Origin of the sequence: Tenacibaculum agarivorans (assembly GCF_001936575.1) — a bacterium.
GTDB classification, from domain to species: domain Bacteria; phylum Bacteroidota; class Bacteroidia; order Flavobacteriales; family Flavobacteriaceae; genus Polaribacter; species Polaribacter agarivorans.
The window spans coordinates 43,304-64,480 of the sequence record NZ_MSMP01000025.1 but is presented as its reverse complement, the minus strand read 5'-3'; the positions used below and the strand labels follow the sequence as shown (position 1 = coordinate 64,480).

Genomic DNA, 21,177 nt, shown 5'->3' with positions numbered 1-21,177 from the left:
AGTTTTTTAATTATTGTAACAATTTTTTCTTTCTCCCTTATAATTATAACAATGCTGTTGTACGATATTTCCTTCATAATCTTTAACAAACTCTAAGCGATGGAACGAATCATAATCATAATAACTAATTGTTTTTCTAGAATCTGTCATACTTGTCATACCGATCAAAGGGTCATAAGTATATGTGGTAATCATAGCGTTTTGTAATGCGCTTAATGTATATAGTTTATATAGCTCTTTTCGTAAATTTCCTTCAGTACCAATATGAGTAGTAATAACTCCACTAGAGTTTACAGTATCTATGGTTCTATCTCTATCATTATTAGAAGCTGTTTGTATAGCAGTAATATAAGATGAAGGAATGTCTGATAATTTAGCATTTTCTATTTTAGCGATAACAGATGATTGGTTATATCCATAAATGTATACTACGGAAGTACCATTTTCTCTACGTAACTCGACTAAGTTACCTGCGTTGTCATATTGTTGTCTAACAGTAACTTCTAAACCATTAGTTCCTTTAGATGCAGATAAGTTTTCTGGTGCATAAATAGTATTACCATAATTTTTGTAATTAGTTCTCCTACTACTTAATTTATTAGTGTCTAAATACGTTTCCACTTGGATAGGAGTACTTAACATCCTTTTGTTTTTTAAGAGTCCAATAGTATTAAATTCATTGGTAGATAAATTGGGAGCCCCTAAGCTATTGGTACTGGTAATATCTGTTGGATAATGGTATTTTGTAACAAAAGTTTCTGTAGTTGTAGAATCTATTCTTTCTTTAACAAAAGGATAAACAGGATCATAAATAAATTTAGACACCTTATTTTTACTAATGTAAGTGTTAGGTGAACGAGTGTAATTATTAGCTTCCGTCTGCATACTTCTTTGTTTATATGTTTCAGATTGATGCCATTGTTTACCTATATAGTCTTCATATGCAATAGGATCTTCGCCTAATGGGCTAATTCTAAACTTTCGGGCTGAATACTTATGTAAAAGCCTTTCATAAATATGATAGTTATGACGAAAAGAATTTTCTTTTACAAGGTTACCATAAGCGTCTCTAGCTTTTGTAGATAGGAGACGTCCATGTAAAATGGTTTTTTCTGGAAATTTATCAATAACAACTTTATTTTGACTAACATATTCCGCCCCATGATAATCGGAACTGAAATCTACAGGGTGATATTTTAATGTAGAATAATTATATTCAGTAGTTCCATTATTTAATCCATTTTTGACAGTTACTTTTGGATATACAATATGACCTGGGCTAGATAATTGATTTTCTTTTTTTGAAGATAAATAGGTGCGCATACGCATTGTTTGTCCAACTGATCCTGAATATATAATCGTATAGGGTTTGAAACTTAAACCGCTTCTTGCTTGTATAAAAGGAGGAACATAATTGACTACTCCTGATGAAAAGCCATCAGTATTTTTATACATATAGTTTTCTAATAGAACTATATCCCCTCTTTCATCTGTAATCGTTTGACGTTTTATACGTAAACCTGCAGCAGGTACATCTTCCCCATAAGCTTTGAATGAATTTAATTCGTATTCAAATTCTTGGATAGCTCCAGTAGGCGTAATCATTTTTACTAAACTCCCTGCTTTTGCATAGTTAAATACAGGAGTTAGGTCTCTACCTGGAATTTCTATAGCTTGAGTTTGATAACTTTTTTTAGGATAGAAACTAGGTGTAGCTTCCTGTGTATTGAAGGTTACCTTAGGAGCTTGCATGGGGATATTTTGGTTCAAATCTTGTGTATAGGATGTTTTCAACCCTTTTGAGTATCCTAAATAATCTGTAGTTGTCGCTCCTACTATAGGTAGTGCTGTAGAGTCGTAAAAAAACTGATGAGCAGGTAATGTATTACCCAATGCGTCTTCTGTACGCACTTCTTTCAATTGTAAACGTTTACAATAATAGTTGTTGCAGTTGGTATTGGCTACAAAATAGGTATAGTTTAAACGAATTTTTTTAATTACACTACCGTGTGTATCCTTAATAGTGATTACAGATAATGCTTTACCTCCGTCCTCTAGATCTGTACGATTAAAACCATAAGTAAATTCAACTGATCCATTTTTAAAAAGAATCTTTTTTATACGATGTAGTTGAGGATAGAAAACACTCGTAAAAATGGATTTTCTTAATTCTGGGATTCCTTGATTAATATCCCAAACTTGAGTTCTATCATAATTATCCACTTTCATTTGATAAGTTTCATACTCAAAATGAATTTCATCACCATTTAAATCCTGAATTTTGGATAAATGATAGGCTTTTACCTCGTTAGAAAAAGTGAGTTTGTTCAAAGCAGGAACATCTGAAGAAGTTTCAGATGATGGTACTTGCTGTGTTGAATATTGATCAATATCTAGTTTATCGAATAGATACTTAATTCCATAGTTATTTCTTATCTGAATATTATTAATGCATTGTAGAGCTTGTGTACCTCCTACTTGTTGTAGAGGGCTGATTTGAAATGTATCAAAATTAATAGCATTACTACTTCCAATAGTAGTTTGTATTTCATTACCCTGAAAACTAATCTCAAAAGGCTCAGTTACTCCTGAAGTACTACTCTTTTTATGTGTAAAAGAAGTATTTAATCCAGGGGCATTGACAAAAAAATGATCAGGTTCCAAATCATGTAAAGAAATATCAGAATCAAAAGGCCCTTCAGGTAAAGTAACAAACCATCCTAATTTTCTAAACGCTTCTATCTTTTTAGCTGGTTGCGCTAATCCTGTTGGAGCAATAATTTTAGATTCCCAATTATTCGAAAAATCTTCAAATCCCCTAATATCTTTTAAAATGGACCCGCCTGCTTCTAAAGACCAATTTAATCCTACCGCAGAAGCAATACTATTTACTTTTACTCCCGTACTTAAATAATTTAAACGAATAGGGATAGTTACGCCTCCTTGTTGAATTTGATACAAAGGAACACCAATATTGGCAGCTCCTCTATGATTATTTACAGATACTAGCTTAGTTTCGTGGAATGCAGCTACACTAGGTGGTGCATTTTTTTGTAAGCTAGAATTGTAATCTTGTAAGGCATATGAAGATATACCAGATGATGGCGCACTAGGTGCGGCAGTTTGGCTATAAGTAATACATACCCATAACATGGTTGCTAGAAGCAACCTTAAATCAATTTTAAACATTCTTTATTTTTTCATAACAAACCTTTACTTCATTTTCATAGCAAAGATTTGAAGTTATTGCATTTCAAAGTTAGATTAAATATTTAGGCTGCACAAACTTTTTTTATAAATAGAGGTGAAGTAATTATTGTGTGCTTGGTTTTGATTATTGAGGTGTTGATTTCGATAAACTCAATCACCAGTAAAGTCATTTAGACTTATAACGGTTCACTAATTTGTTGACATTTTTGAGATATAAATTCCCTAGGAATTTATCAAAGCCATATTAGTCTATTGTATTTGACATTCTGAAATGAAACAATAGTTTTTATTATGGTGTTAACACCATTTACTTTTCTGATATAAGAGCTAGGTTATTTGTATTTAATAGGTTATGGGTTGTTTTAGAAAACGTTTTAGTAATTTTAATGTTATTTAAAAGTAAATTAAATGTAATTTTAAAGTTAACTAAAATTGAATTGTAATTCATGTACTTCTGAAAAAAACAAATCGAATTTTATCATTTTACAACTTTCTAGAGTTGCTTTTTTAGAGATTGACAAATAATTACTTTTCATAAACATAGTATAATTGAAAAAGAGATGATTCTCAACCGTTTTCGTAAGTTTTCGTGCGGTTTTTATTAAGTTTCGCTTAACACACCTATTGTTTTTCCGTTGTAATTTTACATCAGATTTGCAAGTCTAAAGAGATCATTATTAACAATAGTTAATTATAATTTATAACATAATTAGAACGTAAGAAGATCAACTTTAAAAAAGATCATTATGAGATCAGTTAAATTTTTATTAGTAGTAATTGCATTTGCTTCAAGTATGATGACATTTGCAAACACACAGCCAACTGTAGGTGAGGAAAAGTTAAAATCAATAGTAAGCCAAGAAGTTGGGAAGTTGTTAGAGAACCCAGAGTTCGCAATAGAAAAGAACATGAATGTTGTTGTTAAACTAACGGTGAATGACAATAATGAGATTGTAGTTTTATCAGTAGATGCTGATTCAAACGTAAATGAAGTATCAACTTTTATTAAAAATAGATTAAATTATAAAAGGTTATCAGAAAAAATGCAGTCTACTGTATATACTTTACCTATTAAAATTTTATCTAAGGCATAGTAAACAGAATAATCAAGAGTAATAAATAAAGCCTCTTCTACCTTTGTGTAAGAGAGGCTTTTTATATTTTAAAACGGTACATGTGTGGTTAATCTTTCTTATTCTAAAACTAGAATAAGAAAGTATAAAACTGATAATTCGTAAATTTTAGATTATTAATTAACTCAACTGTTCCTTTAACACTGTAATTTCATCTCTCAGTTTTGCAGCCTCCATGAAGTCTAATGCTTTGGCAGCATTTTCCATTTGTTTACGTTTTTCGCGTATACGTTTTTCAATTTCAGATTTTGGTAAATACTCTAAATCTTGTTCTGCTGCTTTTTGAGTTGCGCTTTCATATTGATATGAGGTAGTCGTATTTTTAGACAGCGTATTGTCTATCTTTTTATTGATTTGCTTTGGAGTAATACCAAACTTAGTATTGTAATTGATCTGTTTTTCTCGCCTTCTATTCGTTTCATCAATGGTTTGTTGCATACTGTTAGTAATTTTATCAGCATACATAATTGCTTTACCATTTACATTTCTTGCTGCTCTACCTACCGTTTGTGTTAAAGACCTGTTAGAACGTAAAAATCCTTCTTTATCAGCATCTAAAATGGCTACTAGAGAAACTTCTGGTAAATCTAATCCTTCACGTAATAAGTTTACCCCAATAAGTACATCAAATAAACCTTTTCGTAAATCTTGCATGATTTCTACGCGCTCTAAGGTGTCTACATCAGAATGGATGTAACGACAACGAATTTGAATTCGAGTTAAATACTTGGCCAATTCTTCTGCCATTCTTTTCGTTAATGTAGTTACTAAAGTACGCTCGTCTTTTTCTACACGAATTTGAATCTCTTCAATTAAATCATCAATTTGATTTAAACTTGGTCGAACTTCAATTTCAGGATCTAATAATCCTGTTGGTCGAATAACTTGTTCTACAAATATTCCTTCTGTTTTTTGTAATTCATAATCTGCAGGTGTAGCAGAAACATAAATGACTTGATTTTGTAAAGCTTCAAATTCTTCAAACTTCAGAGGTCTATTATCCATAGCAGCAGGTAACCTAAAACCATACTCCACTAGGTTTTCTTTTCTGCTTCGGTCTCCGCCATACATAGCGTGTACTTGCGGAACGGTTACGTGACTCTCATCAATAACCATAACATAATCATCTGGAAAATAATCTAACAAACAGAAAGGTCGGGTTCCAGCTTCTCTTCCATCTAAATATCTTGAATAATTTTCAATTCCAGAACAATATCCTAACTCACGAATCATTTCTAGGTCAAATTCAGTACGCTCTTTTAATCGTTTTGATTCTAAATGCTTACCTATTTCAGAAAAATAGTCGCATTGTTTTACTAAATCATCTTGAATCTGATGAATGGCATTTTGTAGTACATCAGGTGAGGTTACAAATAAGTTAGCAGGATAAATATTAAGTTGTTCAAATTCTTCTACAATTTGATTGTTTTCAATATCAAAAGCCTCTATTTCTTCAATTTCATCGCCAAAAAAGTGTACACGATAACCATTATCTCCATAGGAAGGATAAATGGTAACTACATCACCTTTTACTTTAAAGGTTCCACTTTTAATTTCTACTTCTGAACGGGCATATAAACTTGTGACTAACTGATGTAAAAATTTGGTTCTAGAAATTTGTTGTCCCACTTCAATGTAGATCACATTCTTTTTGAATTCAACAGGGTTTCCAATACCATATAAGCAAGAAACAGATGCAACTACAATAACATCTCTTCTTCCTGACAATAGGGAAGAAGAAGTACTAATTCGAAGTCGTTCTATTTCATCATTAATAGATAGATCTTTTTCTATATATGTTCCAGTAACAGGAATATAAGCTTCAGGTTGGTAATAATCATAATACGAAACAAAATATTCGACTGCATTGTTTGGGAAGAATTGCTTAAACTCTGAATACAATTGTGCCGCTAGGGTTTTATTATGTGCCAATACAAGTGCGGGTCTATTTACTGTAGCAATAACATTGGCAACACTAAATGTTTTTCCTGAACCCGTAACCCCTAGTAAGGTTTGATACTTTTCATTAGTATTAATTCCATTAGCCAATTGCTGAATAGCTTGAGGTTGGTCTCCCGTTGGTTTAAATTCTGAAACAAGTTGAAAATCCATACTACAAAAATAAGGATAGTTTACAGTAAAAAGTAATTGATTTTACTGTCTTAATAAAGAAAAATGGCCTCTTCGATTAATTTTATTTCCATTTCTGTCGATAAGTTCAATGTTGAACCAATAATCGGTAGGTGAGGAAAGTTTTCCATTGAATAACCCATTCCATCCTTGGTCATCAATTCCTAGAGAAGTCATTATTTTTCCAAATCTGTCAAAAATGGTAATTGTACTATTCGGATAAAATACAGAAGAAACCCCTTTAATGGTCCAAGTATCATTAACTCCATCATTATTTGGAGTAAAGTATTTTGGGAATTCAAGTACTGAAACATCTAATTTTGCTGTACCACAATTATTTTTGTCACGAACTAATATGGTATAAATCCCTCCTTCAAGATTTTCAAAAATAGGCGCATCTTGAAAGTCTATAATAATTTGAGCATTTTCATCTTGTAATGCAAATTCATAATCTCCAATACCTAAATTGTTGTTTGTGTTATTAATGTTTATGGTATTATTGTCTGAGTCGTCAATTATAGTAATATCACTAGGTGTTATAGTAGCTATTATAGACTCATTAACGATCACTGTTTTGCTTCTTTTGCAGTTTGTAATCGTATTAGTAGCGGTAACTATATACTCACCACCTTCAGTAATTTGTAATTGTTCATTGTTTCCAAGGCTAGATGAATTTCCATTTTTAATCCATTCATACTGGTATAAATCATCAGGGTTTTCAATTTCTAAAGAGATACTAGGACTGTTTAAACATAGGGTTTGAGGCGTTAAAATATTAAATTCAGGTAAGGGGAGTACATGAATATTAAAGGTTCCTAACCCTGTACAGTTATTATTTATTTTATTGATAATTTTAACAAATATAGGTTGTGGTGTTAAAGCTGGAATATTGGTGTTCCTATACTTGTTAGTATCAGGAATAGGATGTATTACAGCGTCTCGATCTTCTGAAGATTCGAAAAGTAAAATTTCCAAATTTTTTCTAACAGATGTGTTAAACAGTAATTTAATAGCGTCTATAGCTGGACTAAGATCAAAATTAGAGATTCCATCTCTATCATTATTATCAATAGTATTGTTCCCAGTAGCGTCTAAGAAATCATCACAAGAAGTAAAAGTCTGATTGTAACTTACATCTGAAGCGAATGCTATAGTAATATTTAACCTAGAAATACGATAACATCCCTTATTAGAAATAGTTCTTACCCAGACAGAATCTCCATTATTAGCAATGTGTTGTATAGGATTAGTTATCTCCATAGTACCCGCTATTGCATCAGTTTCAGAAGGATAATATTTAAAAGATTCATTGAAGTGATTATTTGATATAGATATTTGTGCTTGAGTAAGATTTATAATTGATCGCAAATCTCCATCGGAATCACATTGCTCAATTTCTACAGGATTATTGGCTATTACAGGTAGTGGATTTACAATTAATCGTAAAGGTTTGAATGTAGAAGAAGTAGAAGTGTCATCTGAAAAAATGAAGCATTTAGGGTTATTTATGCTTTCTACTGTAATGTATATTTTTTCTTCTAAAGGAGTGGTATTACGGTAAGGAAGGTTTTTATTTATGATATCACTAGCTGAATTAGTTTGTGCGCCAGTTAATGTGCTATGGTACGAAACTCTATATTGTAGAGGAGATAGGCTATTGAGTATTTCAGCGTCTTTTGTGGATAAAATAAAATTACTAGAAATACCATCAATATCACTGCCACTAGCATTATCATCACAAACTTCATAGGGCGTTGGGGTAGGTAAATTAGGTATTGGAGATATACTTAATTTAAAATCTCTTACTTCAAAACAATCTGTAAGGGTGTTAGTTAGTCTCAAGAATACGAATTGTGGATTTGAAATATTTTTATAATTAGTAGTATTATTTATTGGGTTAATGTTTAAAATAGCATCATTACTAGATGTGTGATATGAAGCTATTATATTGGATTGAGTGCCTATTACTGCATCATTAATATTTAAGTTAAAAGTAGCGACTCCATCTCCATCAGTGTCGCATTCATTTATATTTAATGTATTATTAGTTAAGATAGAAGTATCAACCGTTGGAGGTTCATCAAAAGTGGCAGTACCTGTCCATATTAGATTAAAATTACTGTTCCCTATAGGTCTGTCAATTACTAAAAAATAAGAATCACCAGCATTAACATTTAAGGATTTAACAAAGCTATTACCGTCTGGTCCAGGGCCTTCATAAGTGTCGAGTTCGGTGTCGTTCATTCCTGTTAAGTTGTTGCTCTGTCCTGCGCTAGCTGGGTTTGTGGTAGAACAACGTATTGCTGTTCCTATATTGCCACAAGTAGCATTGGGACCAAAAATGAAAAAATCAAAATCTTCATTTATAGAAAGGTTAGTAGGTTTAAGTGTAAAACCTAATGTGCCTCCGTTTTTTATTTGAAGTTTAAACCAGATGCTATTATTCTCTTGACTGGAACAGGTATTCGAACCTGTTAACTCTTGAATTCCGGTTCCTAAAACAGAAAGATCTTGATAACCACTATTACCACATACTGGAATGGCATCTACACAATCATTTTGCGCCTGTAGTTTTAATACTAAAAGCAGGAATAATAGTAATAGCAATTTTTTTTGTAGAATTATTTTCATTTTTAATTTTTCTGGGATAAAATCAAAAATAACTAAAACTACTTATAAAACTTGTTTTCAGAGAAGTTAACCTTAAGGGAATTTGGTTTTTACCAGTGTTAGTAATGCGTGCTAACTGTTGTTTAGTGTAAGAAGATTTTTTTATTGATTATAATTCAGGAACAACTCTTTATTGTCTTAATAAAGAAAAATGGCCTCTTCGATTAATTTTATTTCCATTTCTGTCGATAAGTTCAATGTTGAACCAATAATCGGTAGGTAAGGAAAGTTTACCATTAAATAATCCATTCCATCCTTGATCATCAATTCCTAGAGAAGTCATTATTTTTCCAAATCTGTCAAAAATGGTAATTGTACTATTTGGATAAAATACAGAACTAGCACCTTTAATGGTCCAAGTATCATTAACTCCATCATTATTTGGGGTAAAATATTTTGGGAATTGAAGTACAGAAACGTCTAATTGTGCAGTACCACAATTATTTTTATCACGAACTAAGATAGTATAAATTCCTCCTTCAAGATTTTCAAAAATAGGCGCATCTTGAAAGTCTATAATAATTTGAGCATTCTCATCTTGTAATGCAAATTCATAATCTCCAATACCTAAATTATTGTTTATGTCATTAATATCTATAGTATTGTTGTCAGAATCATCCATAATAGTAACGTCTGTAGGGGTAATAGTGGCTATTATTGATTCCTCTATACGTATTGTCTTGCTTCTTCTACAATTTGTAGTTGTGTTTATAGCAGTAACGGTATAATCTCCTCCTTGTAAAATATCTAATTGCTGCTTGTCTCCTATTACTGTTGGGAGACCGTTTCTTGTCCATTCATATTGATACAAACCATCTGGGTTTTCAGCTTCAATGAATGAAGGAGCGTTTAAACAGACAATTTGAGGAGTAGTAATTTCAAAATCAGGAAGTGGATCGACTTTTATATAGAATTCACCGATACCTTCACAATCAAAGTTTAAATTATTGATGACCTTAAAATAGATAGGTTGTCTTGTTGAAGCAGGAATATTTGTGTTTCTATACTTAGAATAATTAGGTATTGGATTGGAAGTAACATCCCTATCAACTGTAGTTTCAAATAGAACGACATCTAAGTTAGGATGATCACTTACAGGGAAGAAGTTTTTAATATCATCTATAACTTCTACTAAATTAAAATTTGCGATTCCGTCTTTGTCGTTATTGTTTATTGTGTCATTTCCATCAGCATCAAGGTTGTCATCACAAGCGGTAAACTCTTTAGTATAAGGAACATTTCCAGTAAACGAAATGATAATATTTACTTGTGCAATTCTATAACATCCTTTGTCTGAAATAACTCTCGCCCATATAGTGTCCCCATTATTTGCATTATAAGAAAAAGGAGTGCTAATTTTATTACTGTTACTGATAGCATCTGCTTCTGTTGGGAAAAAATCAAAATCTTCATTTTCAAAATTAGCAGATAAATTAATGGTAGCTTGAGTTAAATTTAGTAAAGCAGAACCATCACCGTCAATTTCACATTGAGTAATCTGTGCAGGATTATTGGCAATTACTGGTAATGAATTTACAATTAGCTTAAAAGGTTTAAAGTTGGTAGTAGGATCAGAAATGGTTACACAGTTAATGTTAGTTATATTTTCTACTCTTACATAAATAGTTTGTTCATTGATGGTTGTGTTTCTGTAAGGTGTATTTTTATCGATTATATCTGTAGTTGCATCAGTTTGGGCTCCAACTAGAGAAGTATGATACGTAACTGAATATTGAGTGGGAGAAAGTCCGCCTAAAATTTCACTATCTTTTGTGGAAAGTATAAAATTATTAAAAAAACCGTCGGTATCTCCACCGCTAATGATATCGTCACATTCTTCATAATCTGTAGGTTGAGTAGCTACAGGAGGGGAAAAAATACTGAGTCTAAACTGAGTGATATCGAAACAGGCATTAGGGGCATCTTTGTTATGAACTCTTACAAAAATATCTTCAGAACTATTAGGGATAGTATTGCTGTAAGGTAATGTTAGCACATTAGCGGTATTGTTAGTTTCAGCATCAGTTCTATTTTGATAATATACAACGTTAAATTGATTAGGGTCTAAACCTCCCAAAGCTGTAGGATTAACCAAAGTTTCAAAATCAAATGTGTGCAAACCATCACCATCACTGTCACAATGATTTATGTCTGAAATAGGACTAGCAGTTGCAGGTTCAAAAACATTAATTGTAAAGTTCCCTTCTAGTTTTGTTACCTCACCACAGTTATTAGTAAGATTAACAACTAATGAATAGGTTCCATTATTTGATGTGTTAAGGTTATTTAATATTATTTTGGGTTGATTAGAAATTACTGTTGAGGTTAGTCCATCATTGAAAGTCCATTCATGTGTTATGCCTGTACCGGTTACTGTACCAGAATCAATTTCGATGGAATCTCCTATGCAATATTTTCTATCTTGATTATTAATGATTTCATTAGCAGTAATATCAATAATTTCAATAGGTAGTAATAATGATGAAATGAAAGGAGGTAGTCCTTGTGTTGAGAACCTCCCGCCTAAGTCAATAGCATCCTTTGTATATATAACATCTCTAGCATTAGCATTTGGATTTTCGATAACATCTAAACTTTTATCATCTCCAGCAACATCAACGAAAGCTAATGGAATTGTGGCATATATTTTACTGTCAGGTCCTAGTTGTAAAGCTCCTCTAAATCCAGGGTTTTCTCTATGAATTAACGCTTTTGATCCTGGTATATCTGTTTGAAGAAGATCAAATTGAATAAGCCTGTAAGTAGTTGGAGGATCACTTAGGGTTACTCGTAATCCAGATACTGTTGAAATGTATAATTTTCTTGAATCTACAGAGAATTCAACACCATAAGGTTGGCCATCAAAACCATCTGTTAGTATTATTTCTGAACTACCATCAACTTCACCGGTTGTAGCATTAAAATTATATAAATTAGCTGTGCCTAGTTGGTTTGCAACAGCTAATTTGGTTCCATCAGGAGATAATTTTAAATAACCTCGTTTTGTAGTTGGGGTAGGGACGCTAGAAATAACAGCAAAAATGCTAACACCAGTCTCATCAATCTTATATGAATAAAATGTATTGTTTATAACAGAAACTACCCAGAAAGTATCGCATTCTGTACCTCTAACAGCGGCAACTTTCTCAGGCCATGTTAGGCTTAAACTTCCTGATAAGGATACGGGGCCTTCAACAATCTCACCTAGGCCTCCGTTTTTAGAAATATCTATAGTATAAAAATTTAAGCCTCTTCCATCTGGTTCACCTCTTACACGACCAGATGCATCATCAACAGTAAAAAGATAGTATATAGTAGAAGATTTAGGTTTAGGAATAATCATCCCAGATTGTGTGCTTGATGGATCACCGCGAAGATTATTAGCCAGTGCTCCATTGGAATACTTCATGATATTGTGATTTTTATCCCAAACCGTGATTCCATCTGAATATAGGAGTAAGTTTCCATTTTCATCAGAGAATGTAGAGCACCCTTCTAAGGTATTCAACTGACCATCTATTAAAGGAGTAGGAGGTGAGGTGTTAAAATCTATTCCAGCGTTTCTTCCAAAATACCAGATGTTAGCTTCTTTCTGACTGAAGAGGAAAGAAGAATAGAGGAACAACACTAAAAAGATTGTTTTTCTCACCTGAAAATTAAGATTGATTTGAATCAAAAATAAGGATAGTTTTTATTTAAAACTACCCTTATTGATGTATTTATTTATTTTTTTACTATAAATCTCGTTTTTTTAATAAAACATAAGAAGAATAAATAAAAATCGCAGTCCATATTAGAACTATAATGATGTCAGTAAAATGAACGGAATAATCCTTAGAGAATTCAGTAATTTGATTTGCTATAGTTTTTACTGCTCCTAGTCTTGTTCCAGGTTCTACTATTAAATTTTGCATTGCCTCAAGAGGTAAGAGATTTTTAATAGTTTGCGCTGTTTGCCAACTTGTAACTTTCCATCCTAATAATCCATAAATGATCCATTCTCCTATGTACCATGTAAGCATTGCGCCTACAGCAAAAGCAGACCTTTTAATAAGTATACCTAAAAAAAGTCCAAAAGAGAAAAAACCAACTAGTTTAATAAAAAAGGCTAAAAGATATTCTAAGTCAGAAAATATAATACTTAGCTCATTAAAATCTGAATATATTAATCCTAAAATTAAAGAAATAATAAAGACAAAAACTGTAGAGGTAAATGCAAAAACTAATACAGTGTAAAATTTAGATAATATAAATTCTTTTTTACTTAACCCATCAATTAGATTTTGTTTTAGTGTTTTATAGCTGTATTCATTAGCCATCATAGATACTATAACTAATAATAAAAAGAATTTTAGAATAGCAGCTACATAGGTGTTAAAATGCCAAATGTAAGGGAAGTTAAAAATTCCTAAATCAGCTAGTGCCATTCTGTTTCCAAAAGGAAATCGTATAACGGCAATCAGAGCTATTGAAGTTAATAACCCAAAGTAAATTATAGATAAAACCCTACTAGCACGATTATGAAAAAGTTTGTGAAATTCTATTTGTAAAAGACGTAACATAGATAATTTTTTTTAGTAGTTAGTAAGGTTTAAGAATTGCTCTTCTAAACTAGGTTTGCGTTTAACTAAGTGAGAAACGACAATACCTTGCTCAAATAAATAACTGTTTATTTTTGCTGCTGAGGTTTCATTTTCTAATCTGGCAATCACAAATCCATCTTCAATATTTACTGCAGCAATATCATAGTAGTTTTTTAAAGCGTTAACTAAAGCTTCTTCATTTCCTTCAGTTTTTACTTCAACAATTCCATTAGAAGCAATCATGTTTTCTACACGGCCACTATATAATTTTTCACCTTTTCTAATTACTACAACATGACTACATACTTTTTCAACTTCATCCAATAAGTGGGAAGCTAGCAAAATTGTAGTGCCATTTTTAGCAATTTTTTTTATGATTTGTCTAATTTCATGTATTCCTTGCGGATCCAATCCATTAGTAGGCTCGTCTAAAATTAAAATTTCAGGATCGTTTAATAATGCAGAAGCAATAGCTAAACGTTGTTTCATACCTAAAGAATAGGTTTTAAACTTACTATCTTTTCGTTCAAATAAGTTTACAACTTTTAGCTTTTCATCAATATTATCATAAGGAACTCCTTTTATTTTACAAATCAATTGTAAATTTTGGACAGCAGTCATATAAGGGTAAAAGTTAGGACGCTCTATAATAGCTCCTACTTTTTTTAGTGCCTCATGAGTTGACATCGTTCCATTGAACCAAGTGAATTCTCCAGAAGTTTTGTTCACAACATTTAGAATGATACCTAATGTAGTTGATTTACCACTACCGTTAGGTCCTAAAATTCCATAAACATTTCCTTTTTCAATGTCGAATGAAAGATTTTTTACAGCATGTACTTTGCCGAATTTCTTATCGAGATTTTTAATAGATAAAATAGTATCCAAGTTTGTATCAGTTTTGTGATTTTCTATTCGACGAATAAGATACTAAAATGTTACTATTTTATAATTAAAGTAGAAATTAAAAAGAATAAAAGACGAAAAAAATGATAAAAAAATAGTAAAATGATTTAAATATTGTCAAGATCTAAATCGTCAATGTTTTCAAAACCACCAAAAGGATCATCAAAATCACTATCGAAGTCATTAGAAATATCATCAGACTCAAAAACTTTGTTTGGCGCCTCTGAAGGTACTTCACCAACGCTTAAAATAGTTTTAGTTTCTGCTATTTTTTCTTCAGATTTTTCAATAACTTCAACGTAGAAAGTCCACATGGCTAAAAAATCATATACATATATTAATTTGTCGTTTTGGTTGGGTAAAACTTCATTAAGAATACAAGTTTGCATAGATAAACCATAACCTACGTCAGCCATATTAAATAGTGGGATTTCATCACCTTGATTCCATCCGTTATCACTGGTGTAAAAAGAAGCCATTTCTTTACCATCAAAACCAAAAGCATTGGCAATGTCAAAATGTAATTTTTCTAAGGTGTTGTTTTCGTCAAAAACTAAAGTTCTTATTACATCTTCTTCTACATCTAATATTACACGGATTTTATACATTTTTGAATTTTTAGTGACTACAAAAATACGTATTTTTACTACTCCATATTTTTTCACTTCATATTTTAATGATAAATGAATAAAGAAGAAACATTAAAAAAGTTAAATGCGTTCAATAACAATACTCTAATGGAGACATTAGCTATTGAATTTGTGGATTTTGGAGAGCAAATGATTCAAGCAAAAATGCCTGTTAACTCGAAAGTTCATCAACCTTATGGTTTATTACATGGTGGTGCTACTGCAGCACTAGCAGAAACAGTGGGTAGTGTGGCATCGGTTTTTTTTACTGAAGATAAGAGTAAGATAGTAAAAGGAATTGAATTAAGTATTAATCATGTTAAAAGTAAGAAAGAAGGTGTGGTTTTTGGAACTGCTACTCCAATACATAAAGGAAGAACGACCCATTTATGGGAAGTTAGAGTTACAGATGAAGAAGGAGAATTGATTTCCATTTGCAAACTCACAAATATTATTTTAGATAAAAAATAGCATAGTGTTAAAAAAGATTTTAAAGATTATAGCGTCAATTTTCATCATACTTATTATCGGTCTTTATTTTGCTTTCAGGATTTTTACAGCACCAAAGTCTGACCAGAAAATTTTAGAAGCTTATAAAACTAGTGCAATTAAACCTAAGCTTTCAAAGGAAAAATTTAAAGGTTTTTCTTATCGTAAAATTAAGATTGAAAGCGATAGCACTTTGCCTACGCTAGTTTTTGTTCATGGTACTATTGGATCATTAAATGATTTTTCTAAATATTTAGCAGATAGTCTTTTGCAAACAAAATATAATATGATTGCTTATGACAGAATTGGTTATAATTACAAAGATGAAAACCCAGTACAAGAAAGTATAGCTTTTGAAAGGGATATGCTAAAAGAAGTGATAAAGGATTTGCCTGCTGAGAAAACAATTTTAGTGGGGTATTCTTACGGAGGTCCAATAGCATTAGCTATTAAAAAGAAAGTGAAGAAGATTGTTCTACTTGCACCAGCGATTCATAGTGAAATAGAGCCAATTCCTTGGATGATTAACTTTTATAAATGGAGGTTAACAAGATGGTTAGTGCCTAGAATTTGGAGGCAAGCAGCTAAAGAAAAATTATCTCATAAAGCTGATTTAAAGAATTTTGAATCTGAATGGGGGGAAACCACAAATACTGTAGTGAGTATTCATGGATCTAGTGATTGGATTGTGCCCTATGAAAATTCAAGTATGTTAAAAGACAAGTTTAATACTTCAAATCAATTTTCTTTAATTACTATAGACAAGGCTAGCCATGCTTTAGTTTGGACGAATTTTGACTTTATTAAAGAACAGTTATTAAAAATAGTAAATTGAGTTTTTTAGAGAATATAAATAAAGCGTTACAAAAAGAGCTTCCTTTTGTCGCTTATAAAAAACCAAATGATAATTATCTAAGAGGGTATTTCCAAGATAACAGCCAACTGTGTTTTTGTGAAAACTTTCATGAATCTGGTTTTGTGTTTGCTCCTTTTAATTCAAATAATCCTTCAATTTTAATTCCAGAGAAGGAGTCTCATTTTTATCAAGAAACTATTGATTTCGATATAGTCATTGAGCCAAAAGACAATGTTTCTGTAATTGATGAAGAACAAAAACAAAATCATATAGATTTAGTTGGTAAAAGTATTGAGGCCATAGACAATCATCTCTTTAGAAAAGTGGTAATTTCTAGAACAGAGTCAGTGGAATTGAAAGAGTTTAATGTTGTAAATACTTTTAAGAAACTAGTAGTTAAGTATCCAACGGCTTTTACATATTTATGGTTTCACCCTAAGGTTGGTTTATGGATGGGAGCTACGCCTGAAACCTTATTAGAGGTTAAAGGTACTGAGTTTAAAACAATGTCGTTGGCAGGGACTCAAGTTTATGATCAGTATAAAGAAGTGTTTTGGGGAGCAAAAGAATTAGAAGAGCAACAATTGGTAACTGATTACATTATAGAAAAACTTGAAAAAGAAGGAGAGCAGCCAACTGAACAACCTTTAGAAACCTTTAGAATAGGTGATTTATTACACTTGCGTACAAGGATTTCTGGAGTAACGCAAACTTCAATCACAAATTTAATACGTGTTTTGCATCCTACTCCAGCGGTTTGTGGTTTCCCTAAAGAAAAAGCAAAATCATATATATTAGATTATGAAGGTTACGATAGAAAGTTTTACACAGGTTTTTTGGGTGAGTTAAATATAGATAATGGAAGTAAAAGTAGTTTGTATGTGAATTTACGTTGTATGGAAATAGAAAAGAATCAAAAGGCAATTCTATATGTTGGAGGAGGGATAACTAAAGGCAGTATACCGTCTAAAGAATGGGAAGAAACTATTGCAAAATCAAAAGCAATGAAACATATATTATAAAAAAACCACTTACTAGTATAAAAATACTAGTTAGCGGTTTTTCATTGTTGTAAATTGAATTGAATTAAATATCTTCAAAAGAAACATCAGTAAAACTCTCTGCTGTTGCTGCTTGTTCAACAAAGCTTTCTGTGCTCTTTTTAAAATCTTTTTGGTGGCGCTCACTAATTACTTCGCTACCTTTTTGAGATATAATATAATCAGTTGCTTTATTAAGCATCTCTTTAAAATCACTAAAATCTTCTTTATACAAGTAGATCTTATGTTTTTGATAATGGAAAGAACCATCATCATGAGTAAACTTTTTACTCTCAGTTACTGTTAAGTAATAATCATCTGCTTTAGTTGCTCTTACATCAAAAAAATATGTTCTCCTTCCTGCTCTTAAAACTTGTGAAAAGATTTCTTCTTGTTCTACTCTCTCAGCCATAATTCTAATCTTAATATAGTAGTTATTTGTTTTTTTCTCTAACAAATCTAACAAAATATTTTACTTGAACACACTAATCGCTAAATTTCTTTTTCTAAAAGTTGTTGTTCGTACAAATTTTTATAGACTCCGTCAAGTGTTATTAATTGATTGTGAGTTCCTTCTTCAATGATTTCACCTCCCTCAAGAATGATGATTTTATTCGCATTTTTAGCAGAAGATACCCTGTGGCTGATAATAAATGTGGTTTTATTCTTTGAAATTCGTTGTAAATTTGATAGAATTTTTTCTTCCGTTTCAGTATCAACAGCAGATAAACAATCATCAAAGATTAAAATTTTAGGATCTTTAATTATAGCTCTAGCTATAGATGTTCTTTGCTTTTGACCGCCAGATAATGTAACGCCTCTTTCTCCTAATATAGTTTGGTAACCATTGGTGAATCCACTAATATTATCATGAATTACCGCGTTTTTAGCAGCTTCAATAATTTCTTCTTCAGAGGCATCATTTTTACCAAATTTAATATTGTTTTCAATGGTGTCTGAAAAAAGGAAAGGATCTTGAGGTACGACTCCTATTTGATCTCGAATATTATTTAAGTTTAATTCTTTAATAGGTGTGTCATCAATTAAAATTTCCCCATCGGTAGTGTCATACATTCTAGAGACTAAACTAGCAATAGAAGATTTTCCACTTCCAGTTTTTCCCATTATAGCTACTGTCTCACCTTCATTGACTTCAAAATTTATATTGTTTAAAGCAGTAATATTAGTGTCGTCATAAGTTAATGATACATTTTTAAAGCTTATTTTACCTTGTATCGTTGTTTCTTTTTCATTGGTATTTTGGATTTCAGGCACCTGCTGTAAAAATTCATTTATACGTTGTTGAGAGGCTTCAGCTTGTTGGATAATTGATGTGACCCATCCAACAATGGCTACAGGCCAAGTTAATATGTTAACATATAATATAAACTCTGCAATAACACCAATCTGAATTTTACCATCTATATATTGTTTACCACCAATATACAGTACTAATATGTTGCTAATACCTATAAGCAAAATCATTAAAGGAAAAAATAAAGCTTGAACTTTTGAAAGTTCAATATTTTTTTCCTTAGCCTCGTCTGCTAATTGATTGAAATTAGTGAATACAGCTTTTTCAATACTGTAGGATTTAACCACATTAATTCCAGAAAAAAATTCTTGATTGAATGTGGTGAGTTTAGAAAGGTATTCTTGTACTATAGTAGTTTTCTTGTTGATTTGTTTACTAAGCCAAAAAATAGAAAATGACAGTACTGGAAATGGAATTAATGTGTAAAGCGTAAGTTCAACATCAGTTTTTAACATTTTAGAAAAACCAATAGTAAAAAGGACAATCATGTTAAGTGAGTACATAATTGCAGGACCAAAATACATACGAACTTTAGAAACGTCTTCAGAGATTCGATTCATTAAATCTCCAGTTCTGTTTTTTTTGTAAAAGTTTACCGACAGTCGTTGGTATTGTTGATAGATTTCGTTTTTTAAATCAAATTCTATCAATCTAGACATTACTATGATGGTTTGTCTCATTAAAAAAGTGAAAAAACCAGCTAATAATGTTATACCTATAATAACAAGTATGTTTACGAGGAGTTCGTGTTTAACTTCGTCTAAATTAGGTTTTGTTCCATTTAAATGATCTTCAACAACATTTAAGGAATTTTTTATAATTTCGGGAATTTTTAGAGCTAATAATTTTGAAAGAATGGTGATTATAATTCCAATAAATAACCTCCATTTATATTTTAAAAAGTATTTGTTTAAATATTGTAGTGCTTTCAATTTTGTAATTATTAATTTTTTTAAGAAAAACTTTGTGTACTTAATAAGTAATGAGTTTTTTTATTATTGATTTTGTAATTTTAAACGGTGTTTTTGCTTCAGTATTGTCAAATTCGTATTTTAGCGGCTCTAAATTTATGAAAAACATAAATTTATTTAACTAAATAATGCAAATATTATGATGTCTGAAATTATCGATGCTAAAGATCTTAAAAACAACCCTGTGTTTGGTCAATTATCTTTTGATAACCATGAACAAGTTGTTTTTTGTAGTGACGAAGATACAGGTTTAAAAGCAATTATTGGTGTTCACAATACAACTTTAGGTCCTGCTTTAGGAGGTACTAGAATGTGGCAATATAAAACGGAATGGGAAGCCTTAAATGATGTATTGCGTCTTTCGAGAGGAATGACTTATAAATCAGCAATTACTGGTTTAAACTTAGGTGGAGGTAAAGCGGTAATTATTGGAGATGCAAAAACACAAAAGAACGATGCTTTAATGCGTAAGTTTGGTGAATTTGTTAATTCATTAAGTGGAAGATATATTACAGCTGAAGATGTAGGTATGGAAACTCGAGATATGGATGTTATTCGTGAAGTAACACCACACGTAACTGGAGTTTCAGAAGCAATTGGAGGGTCAGGTAATCCTTCTCCTGTTACAGCTTATGGGGTATATATGGGAATGAAAGCTGCCTCAAAATATAAATTTGGATCAGATAGTTTAGAAGGAAAAAAAGTATTAGTACAAGGGGTGGGTCATGTTGGTGAAACGTTAGTAAAACATATTACTGACGAAGGAGCACAAGTGATTCTGAATGATATTAATGAAGCTAGGTTAGAAGAGTTAAGTAAAAAATACAATGCTAATGTAGTTTTAGGGAATGATATCTATGGTTTAGATATAGATATTTACGCTCCATGTGCTTTAGGTGCTACAGTAAATGATGATAGCATAGCAAAAATGAAAGCTAAAGTTATAGCTGGTGCAGCAAATAATCAGTTAGCAAATGAGTTAAAACATGGAAAAATGTTACAAGAAAGAGGTATAGCTTATGCGCCTGATTTCTTAATTAACGCAGGAGGTATTATTAATGTGTATGCTGAAGTTGCTGGTTATGGTAAAGAAGAGAGTATTAAAAGAACAGAAAATATCTATAATACAACCTTAGAGATTTTTGATCTAGCAGAGAAAGAAAACATTACTACACATCAAGCTGCGTTTAACATAGCGCAATCGAGAATTGATGCTCGCAAAAAAGAACAAAATAGCTAAAGCAA

Annotated in this window: 14 protein-coding genes; 5 read left to right on the top strand and 9 right to left on the bottom strand. The window is 31.3% G+C overall.

Annotation, left to right across the window (positions count from 1 at the left end; genetic code table 11):
* Positions 1-6: 6 nt before the first annotated feature.
* On the bottom strand, positions 7-3,189 hold the full coding sequence (locus tag BVC87_RS17180; RefSeq protein ID WP_075343640.1) for an RHS repeat domain-containing protein: 3,183 nt from the start codon (positions 3,187-3,189) through the stop codon (positions 7-9).
* A 767-nt stretch (positions 3,190-3,956) separates the two neighbouring features.
* On the opposite strand from BVC87_RS17180, the gene BVC87_RS17175 reads away from it, so the two are divergent.
* Positions 3,957-4,304, top strand: a complete 348-nt coding sequence (locus tag BVC87_RS17175) for a hypothetical protein (protein WP_075343639.1) — start codon at positions 3,957-3,959, stop codon at positions 4,302-4,304.
* A gap of 159 nt (positions 4,305-4,463) precedes the next feature.
* Here the strand turns inward: BVC87_RS17175 and uvrB are convergent, their stop codons facing one another.
* The 6 genes from uvrB to BVC87_RS17145 all read right to left on the bottom strand — a co-directional run bounded on the left by uvrB (position 4,464) and on the right by BVC87_RS17145 (position 15,240).
* On the bottom strand, positions 4,464-6,455 hold the full coding sequence (gene uvrB, locus BVC87_RS17170) for an excinuclease ABC subunit UvrB (RefSeq protein WP_075343638.1): 1,992 nt from the start codon (positions 6,453-6,455) through the stop codon (positions 4,464-4,466).
* 42 nt (positions 6,456-6,497) lie between these two features.
* Positions 6,498-9,104, bottom strand: a complete 2,607-nt coding sequence (locus BVC87_RS17165) for a T9SS type B sorting domain-containing protein (RefSeq protein WP_075343637.1) — start codon at positions 9,102-9,104, stop codon at positions 6,498-6,500.
* 169 nt (positions 9,105-9,273) lie between these two features.
* Positions 9,274-12,792 (bottom strand): T9SS type B sorting domain-containing protein, encoded by a 3,519-nt coding sequence (locus BVC87_RS17160; protein WP_143569818.1) that lies wholly within the window; start codon positions 12,790-12,792, stop codon positions 9,274-9,276.
* 85 nt (positions 12,793-12,877) lie between these two features.
* The gene (locus BVC87_RS17155) at positions 12,878-13,705 is read right to left on the bottom strand and encodes an ABC transporter permease (RefSeq protein WP_075343635.1); all 828 of its coding nucleotides are present in this window, start codon (positions 13,703-13,705) and stop codon (positions 12,878-12,880) included.
* Between the two features lie 12 nt (positions 13,706-13,717).
* Positions 13,718-14,614 carry an ABC transporter ATP-binding protein gene (locus BVC87_RS17150; protein WP_075343634.1) on the bottom strand — a complete coding sequence of 299 codons (897 nt, stop codon included), beginning with the start codon at positions 14,612-14,614 and terminating at the stop codon, positions 13,718-13,720.
* 125 nt (positions 14,615-14,739) lie between these two features.
* Complete coding sequence (locus BVC87_RS17145; RefSeq protein ID WP_075343633.1) at positions 14,740-15,240, bottom strand: IS1096 element passenger TnpR family protein; 501 nt, start codon at positions 15,238-15,240, stop codon at positions 14,740-14,742.
* 75 nt (positions 15,241-15,315) lie between these two features.
* Between BVC87_RS17145 and BVC87_RS17140 the strand changes: the two genes are divergently transcribed.
* Genes BVC87_RS17140 through BVC87_RS17130 form a run of 3 tightly spaced genes read left to right on the top strand, consistent with a single transcriptional unit; the run spans position 15,316 to position 17,628 of the window.
* Positions 15,316-15,732: a hotdog fold thioesterase gene (locus BVC87_RS17140; RefSeq protein ID WP_075343632.1), complete on the top strand. Its 417-nt coding sequence runs from the start codon at positions 15,316-15,318 to the stop codon at positions 15,730-15,732.
* Between the two features lie 4 nt (positions 15,733-15,736).
* On the top strand, positions 15,737-16,585 hold the full coding sequence (locus tag BVC87_RS17135) for an alpha/beta fold hydrolase (RefSeq protein WP_075343631.1): 849 nt from the start codon (positions 15,737-15,739) through the stop codon (positions 16,583-16,585).
* Positions 16,582-17,628, top strand: coding sequence for an isochorismate synthase (locus BVC87_RS17130; protein WP_075343630.1), 1,047 nt, complete (start codon positions 16,582-16,584; stop codon positions 17,626-17,628). Before BVC87_RS17135 ends, BVC87_RS17130 begins: the two co-directional genes overlap by 4 nt.
* Positions 17,629-17,692: 64 nt before the next feature.
* Here BVC87_RS17130 and BVC87_RS17125 read toward each other — a convergent pair whose 3' ends face one another.
* Positions 17,693-18,058 carry a PUR family DNA/RNA-binding protein gene (locus BVC87_RS17125; protein WP_075343649.1) on the bottom strand — a complete coding sequence of 122 codons (366 nt, stop codon included), beginning with the start codon at positions 18,056-18,058 and terminating at the stop codon, positions 17,693-17,695.
* Between the two features lie 80 nt (positions 18,059-18,138).
* Positions 18,139-19,893 (bottom strand): ABC transporter ATP-binding protein, encoded by a 1,755-nt coding sequence (locus tag BVC87_RS17120; protein WP_075343629.1) that lies wholly within the window; start codon positions 19,891-19,893, stop codon positions 18,139-18,141.
* 178 nt (positions 19,894-20,071) lie between these two features.
* On the opposite strand from BVC87_RS17120, the gene BVC87_RS17115 reads away from it, so the two are divergent.
* Positions 20,072-21,172 carry a Glu/Leu/Phe/Val family dehydrogenase gene (locus BVC87_RS17115; RefSeq protein ID WP_075343628.1) on the top strand — a complete coding sequence of 367 codons (1,101 nt, stop codon included), beginning with the start codon at positions 20,072-20,074 and terminating at the stop codon, positions 21,170-21,172.
* Positions 21,173-21,177: the final 5 nt, after the last annotated feature.

Excerpts from the sequence above, each read along its gene's own strand:
- BVC87_RS17180 (WP_075343640.1), bottom strand. The coding sequence starts at position 3,189 with ATGTTTAAAATTGATTTAAGGTTGCTTCTAGCAACCATGTTATGGGTA.
- BVC87_RS17175 (WP_075343639.1), top strand. The coding sequence starts at position 3,957 with ATGAGATCAGTTAAATTTTTATTAGTAGTAATTGCATTTGCTTCAAGT.
- uvrB (WP_075343638.1), bottom strand. The coding sequence starts at position 6,455 with ATGGATTTTCAACTTGTTTCAGAATTTAAACCAACGGGAGACCAACCT.
- BVC87_RS17165 (WP_075343637.1), bottom strand. The coding sequence starts at position 9,104 with ATGAAAATAATTCTACAAAAAAAATTGCTATTACTATTATTCCTGCTT.
- BVC87_RS17155 (WP_075343635.1), bottom strand. The coding sequence starts at position 13,705 with ATGTTACGTCTTTTACAAATAGAATTTCACAAACTTTTTCATAATCGT.
- BVC87_RS17145 (WP_075343633.1), bottom strand. The coding sequence starts at position 15,240 with ATGTATAAAATCCGTGTAATATTAGATGTAGAAGAAGATGTAATAAGA.
- BVC87_RS17140 (WP_075343632.1), top strand. The coding sequence starts at position 15,316 with ATGAATAAAGAAGAAACATTAAAAAAGTTAAATGCGTTCAATAACAAT.
- BVC87_RS17125 (WP_075343649.1), bottom strand. The coding sequence starts at position 18,058 with ATGGCTGAGAGAGTAGAACAAGAAGAAATCTTTTCACAAGTTTTAAGA.
- BVC87_RS17115 (WP_075343628.1), top strand. The coding sequence starts at position 20,072 with ATGATGTCTGAAATTATCGATGCTAAAGATCTTAAAAACAACCCTGTG.